We start from the raw sequence: 5469 nt of genomic DNA, 5'->3' as shown, positions 1-5469 counted from the left end.
CGGGCGCAGCCCGCCCCGCCGCGGGCGGCGCCCACAGCGACGCGGTGTCCCTCAGCAGGACGGGGACGCGCATCGCCGCGGCGGGGCCGCCGCCGGCCACCGAATCGGCCCACGCCGCGGTGGGGTTGTCAGCCGGGGCGCCGGCGCGGGCCAGCAGCACCTGGTCCACCAGGTCCGTGCCGCGCACCCGCGCCACCTCGTCGGCCACCGCGACCGCGGTGTCCAGGCGTGAGGCGCCGGCCAGCCGGACGGGGGTCAGGCCCAGGTCCCGCACGGCCTGCTCGACGGCGGGTGAGAGGGCTGCCTCGCCTCCGAGCAGGTACACCGTGCCGCCCGCCGGGACGGTGCGGGCAAGCTCGGCCGCCGTCGCCGGGTCCAGCGCGCCGGTGGGGGTGAACAGCAGCGGCCCGTACCCGGCCAGGCTCGTGGCGGCGAGGGTGTCGGCGAAGACGTCGTCGCGGCTGAGGATCCCCCAGGCTGCGCTGCCGGGCTCGGCGAACCGCGCGCGGGAGAACTGCACCGCTGCGGTCAGCGGATCAGTCGGCCGGGGCGCTGCGGTCGAGACCTGGACCCGCCCGTCGGACCGTGAGGTCGTCACGAGGTCGAGGGCCCCGTCCCCATCGGCGTCACCGAGGTGCGCGTGGACCAGATCCGCCGCGTCGAGGAGCAGCGACGCGCCGGCGAAGGTGCCGCCACCGTCGTTGCGCCGCAGGAGGGCCTGGCCGTCGGTGACGGTCACGACGTCGTCGTCGCCGTCGCCGTCGAGGTCGTCGATCGCGAGCCAGTCCGGCTGTGGCCACGGCAGCGGCTGGCCCGTCCAGGCGCCGGTGCCGGCGTTGGGGAACCACGTCAGCGCCGCCCCCTCGAGCTGCCGCGCGACCAGGTCGGTCCTGCCGTCGCCGTCGAGGTCGCCGGTGAACGTCTCGACCGGTGTGATGGTCGCGAGGTCCGGCGCGTCGACCGGTGCCGGTGCGAGGACGCGCTCGGCGAAGCTGCCGGTCCCGTCGTTCACGTAGGCGATCAGCTGGTCCTCGAGGAGCATGACGAGGTCGGTGTCGGCGTCGTCGTCGACGTCGAGCCCGGACAGCGACATGAGCGCGCCGTCGGATGCCTCCTCCTCGGTCAGCTCGGTCACGGTCGAACGGGTCCACGTCGTGCCGGTCCCGTCGTTGGCGTAGGCCCACAGGCGGATCTGGCCGGCGACGGCGAGGTCGACGTCGCCGTCACCGTCGAGGTCCTCGGCGACCAGGCCCTGGGCGATGTCGCCGAAGGTCACGAAGATGAAGCCGTCGTCGACGGAGCCCTGCACGTCGATCACGCGCCGCTCCCACGTGGTCCCGTCGCCGGCGAGGTTCTCGAAGACGACGAGCTCGGAGATGAAGTTCGCCAACGTCACGACGTCGAGGTCGCCGTCGCCGTCGACGTCCACCGCCTCGACGTCCCTGGTGCCCAGCGGGATGGCCGAGACCGCCGGGATCCGGCTGTCAGGGGTCTGGCGGTTCACGTCGTCGTCGATGGGGGTCGGCCGCCAGGTGCCGCCCTCCTCCGAGAACCACACCAGGCGGTCGGACCGCGGATCGGTGGCGGTCACCACGTCGGGGGTCCCGTCGCCGTCGATGTCCCCGGTGGTCGAGACCGACGGGTACACCGTCGCGGGGCGGTCCACGAAGACGGTCGGCCACGGCCCGCTCGCCGTCCCCGGATCGCGCAGCACGACCAGGTCGGCCTCGTCGGTGGTGGTGACGACGTCCGTCCGCCCGTCGCCGTCGACGTCGGCCGGGTGGGCCGGCGGACCGATCAGCCGCACGGTCGCCGGGTCGCTCACCTCGAGCGGCGACCACGACCCCGGGCCGGTCGGTGACAGGGCCACGACCCCCCCGACGCCGGTGACGAACAGCTCCGGTCGGGCACCGGCGTCCGCGGAGGTGAGCAGCCGGGTGATGAGGAGGGGCTCGGACACCACCGCCCGGGTGAACGACGTCACGGACGGGTCCGGGGTGTAGCGGGTCAGGCGGTCGAAGGCGAACTCGTCGCCCTCCTGCTCCTCCGGCGTGTAGACCTCGGCGGCCCCGTCCCCGTCGGCGTCGGCCACGGCGAACGAGAAGCCCGTGAAGGTGAGGACGTCAGCGACCGGGACCGGCAGCTGGGCGCGGGTCCAGGTCCCGCCGTCGTTGCGGTGGGTGAACACGCCCTCGAGGTCGGGGGTGTCGATGAAGGTGATCACGTCGGCGTCCCCGTCGCCGTCGAGGTCGGCGACCTCGATCTGCTCCGGCTCCTCCGGGGTCTCGTCGATGACGTGCCGGGTCCAGCGCCTGCCGGTCCCGTCGTTCGCGAGCCAGATCAGGCCGGGCTCCTCGTTGGCGAAGGACGGCGAGAGCACGAGATCGGTGTCCCCGTCACCGTCGAGGTCGGCGGGGACGACCTCGCCGTGGGAGAAGAACGCGTCGTCGGGCGCCCGGCCCGCGTCCTCGATCTCGGTCGGGAACCACAGGCCGGCATCGCCCCCGCCGGTCGTCCCGTTGTGGAAGACCCGGAGGGACCCGCGCGTGCTGGCGACCACGTCCCCGTCCCCGTCACCGTCGAGGTCCGCGACGGCCACCGGGCGCACGTCGTCGGTCCGACGGGTGATCTCGCGGGGGCTCCACCCCTCCGGCTGCTGGAGCCAGGCGGTCAGCACGCCCGTGGTCGAGCCGGTGACCAGGTCGAGGTCCCCGTCGCCGTCGAGGTCGCCGCTGCGCAGCATCGCGTCGTCGTCCCGCGGCGGGGTCTCGGTCACCGTGCTGACGACGTCGAGTGAGGTCTCCGCGGCGGTCTGGGCGGCGGCGGGAGGGGTCAGCGCCAGCCCGAGGGCCGACGTGAGGATCAGGCAGATGCCGGGTCGGATGGCTGCGCGCACGGGACACCTCGGGTCGACGGGGGTGGATGCCTGCGCAGCGGACGGTACGGATCTGCCGTAACGGCGGGCTAACGGGGACTAGGTTGGCGGCGCATGACCGTCGATCCGGGCGCTGGCCAGCCGCTCCGGTTGCTCACCTACCTGGCCCCCAGCGTCCCGGCCACCCTGTTCACGGCCCTGGCTGACCACGTCGGTGGGGAGCTGGGGTGCGATGTCGAGGTCTCCTACGACTCCTCCCGGTCCGGTCCGAGGCCGGGCGAGCGCGAGCCGTTCACCACCGGGGAGGCCGACGTGGCGTTCCTGTGCGCCACCTCCTACGTGTGGCTCACGGGAACGGCGCACCCGCCGATCCGACTGGTCGGTGCGGCGTGGGCTCCGACGGATCCGCGGGCGGACCAGCAGGCGGTCTACTTCGGGGACGTGCTGGTCCGCGTCGACGGGCCGGCACAGCTCGGCGATCTGATCGGCCGGCGGGTCGCCTACAACGACGACGCCAGCCTCAGCGGCTACCACAGCGTCCGTCTCGCCCTCCGCGAGGCGGGGATCGATGCCGAGGGGGTCCGGTTCGTCCGCTCCGGCTCGCACCTCCGATCCCTCGAGCTGCTGGTCGAGGGCGACGTGGACGCCGCGGCCATCGACTCGACGGTCTGGCACCGCCTCAGCCGCCGGACACCGGCACTGGCGGCGCAGGTCCGACCGATCGCCGCCCTGGGCCCTCACCCGGTGCAACCCGTCGTCGCTCGGGCAGGTCTGCCGACCCACGTCCGCGACGGGGTGCGGGACGCGCTCCTGGGCGCCCACGAGGCGCCGGCCACCGCACGAGCACTCGCCGCCGCGGAGCTCCGCCGGTTCGTCCCCGTCGACGACGCCCACTACCGACCCCTGGCCGCCCGCATGACCGCGCTCGACGTCGGATGGCCGCACGCGGGTGACGACGGCGCACGCCTCAGGCCATCAGACAGCGACGCATGTGGCGCAACGCCGCCACCCCGTCGCCGTCGTGGGGCTCGACCTCGCCGATGACGGCCGCGGCGTCAGCGACGAGGATCCCGCGGGCGAGCTCGCCGAACTCGCCGAGCGCGTCGAGGCCGACGACCCGGCCCTTCACGTCACCCGGTGCGGCAGCTCGCCGAACTGGGACGCGCCTACCCCTGTTACCGGTCGCGGGCGGAACAGATCGCCGACCGCGTCGCCGCGCTCGACCCGAACCTGGACGACGACGCCCGCGCAGCCGCCGTCGAGCGGATCAAGGCCGACGAGTCGCAACGGCGAAGCGGGCGGGCCGGCCACACCGGAGGAGTGGTCACCGTCACCCACGACCACGATCTCGCGGCCGGCGACGCCATCGACGTCGACATCCTCCACCCGACGCGCATAGCGCCGTCTCACCTGTCATCAGGGGCCGTAGCCGGCCGGCCGCGGCTACGAGCCGGCGGCGGCGGTCGCGCTCAGCTCGTCGCAGTCGAGGTCGGCCTCGGCGGGGAAGTCGGGGACCGGACGGTTCTGAGCCTCCTCGCGCGTCGTCGCGAGACCGTTCTCCTCGATGTCGGCGATGAGCCAGTCCATCTCGTCGATCTCCCGGCGCTGTGCTTCGCTGATCTCGACGGCCAGCTCGCACACGCGGATGTCGGTGACGCCGAACCGCTCGGAACGGGTGATGGCCAGGGAGTGGTGGGGGATCATCGCCTGCATGAACGCGGTGTCGCCGACCGTCGCCTGCGTGCGGTCGAGCGTGATCCCACCGGCCAGCAGGACGATGCTGACCCCGACGATGATCCAGTTGCGCGCCGCGCTCCGGTACATGTTGAGCATCCAGGCGAGCATGACCAGGCCCATCGTCCCGCCCATCGTGATCGCCATGAACACCCGACTCTGGCTGAACCGGACGTGGCTCCACTCCCAGGAACCGGCGAACATGGTGAAGTACATCACCACCATGGCGGTCAGGATCATGGCGGCGAACCGCAGGTACATCTTGGTCTGCATGCCGCCGTCCTGGTCGGACCGGCCCTGGGACGTGTCGTGGTCGTGGCGCTGGTCCGCGCTGACTTCGCTCATCGGTAGACCTCCGTCGTCGGTGTGCGTGCAACCGACAGCCCGGCCGCGAGCCGACCGTCGGCGTTCGGGTTGCCCTACCCCGACGCGCACCTCACGAACGGCGCGCACAGCCCCGTCGAGCTCCCACCACCGGTCCCCAGACCACTCGGGCAGGCTGAGGGGGGCCGACCACCCCAGGGTCGGTCAGCGACCAGTGGATGTCGGTGCCGTGGTGACCAAGCCGACGCGGGCGAGGGCGCGGAGGTGGTGGGACGCAACTGCAGAAGGGCGTGGTCTGTGACCACGCCCCTTGGGCGGACCGCGGCTGTCGTCCGCCGCGGGTCGGCGTCAGCGGAAGTCGCCGACGACGTCGACGGTGAGCTGCTCGGTGCCGTCGGCGGAGGTGATGGGGACGTGGACGGCGAGGTCGTGGGGGCCGTCCATGCCGGGGTGCATGCTGAGTTCGAAGGTCAGTGTGGTCGTCTCGCCTGGCGCCAGAGCGGTGGTGTCGAGGGTGAGCGGGCCGGGGCAGCAGC

General features: G+C 73.2%; 5 protein-coding genes. 1 reads left to right on the top strand and 4 read right to left on the bottom strand.

Going from position 1 to position 5469, the window contains the following annotated elements:
- A partial coding sequence (locus tag ACEQ2X_RS08355; protein WP_370325344.1) for an FG-GAP-like repeat-containing protein occupies nucleotides 1–2896 on the bottom strand: 2896 nt, incomplete at its 3' end.
- Between the two features lie 93 nt (nucleotides 2897–2989).
- Here ACEQ2X_RS08355 and ACEQ2X_RS08350 point away from each other — a divergent pair.
- The gene (locus tag ACEQ2X_RS08350; RefSeq protein WP_370325343.1) at nucleotides 2990–3919 is read left to right on the top strand and encodes a phosphate/phosphite/phosphonate ABC transporter substrate-binding protein; all 930 of its coding nucleotides are present in this window, start codon (nucleotides 2990–2992) and stop codon (nucleotides 3917–3919) included.
- A gap of 81 nt (nucleotides 3920–4000) precedes the next feature.
- On the opposite strand, the gene ACEQ2X_RS08345 is transcribed toward ACEQ2X_RS08350, so the two are convergent.
- From ACEQ2X_RS08345 to ACEQ2X_RS08335, 3 genes are all read right to left on the bottom strand, one after another.
- Nucleotides 4001–4261, bottom strand: a complete 261-nt coding sequence (locus ACEQ2X_RS08345; RefSeq protein ID WP_370325342.1) for a hypothetical protein — start codon at nucleotides 4259–4261, stop codon at nucleotides 4001–4003.
- Between the two features lie 57 nt (nucleotides 4262–4318).
- Nucleotides 4319–4954, bottom strand: coding sequence for a DUF305 domain-containing protein (locus ACEQ2X_RS08340; RefSeq protein WP_370325341.1), 636 nt, complete (start codon nucleotides 4952–4954; stop codon nucleotides 4319–4321).
- A gap of 327 nt (nucleotides 4955–5281) precedes the next feature.
- The coding region (locus tag ACEQ2X_RS08335; protein ID WP_370325340.1) for a hypothetical protein at nucleotides 5282–5469 on the bottom strand (188 nt) is incomplete at its 5' end.

Origin of the sequence: Euzebya sp., from assembly GCF_964222135.1 — a bacterium.
In the GTDB taxonomy this organism is placed as follows: Bacteria; Actinomycetota; Nitriliruptoria; order Euzebyales; family Euzebyaceae; genus Euzebya.
Note: the sequence above shows the minus strand (reverse complement) of the source record. Positions and strands in the feature narration are given on the sequence as shown.

Bases quoted from the DNA above. Each gene is read 5' to 3' on its own strand.
- ACEQ2X_RS08350 (WP_370325343.1), top strand. From the start codon at position 2,990: ATGACCGTCGATCCGGGCGCTGGCCAGCCGCTCCGGTTGCTCACCTAC.
- ACEQ2X_RS08340 (WP_370325341.1), bottom strand. From the start codon at position 4,954: ATGAGCGAAGTCAGCGCGGACCAGCGCCACGACCACGACACGTCCCAG.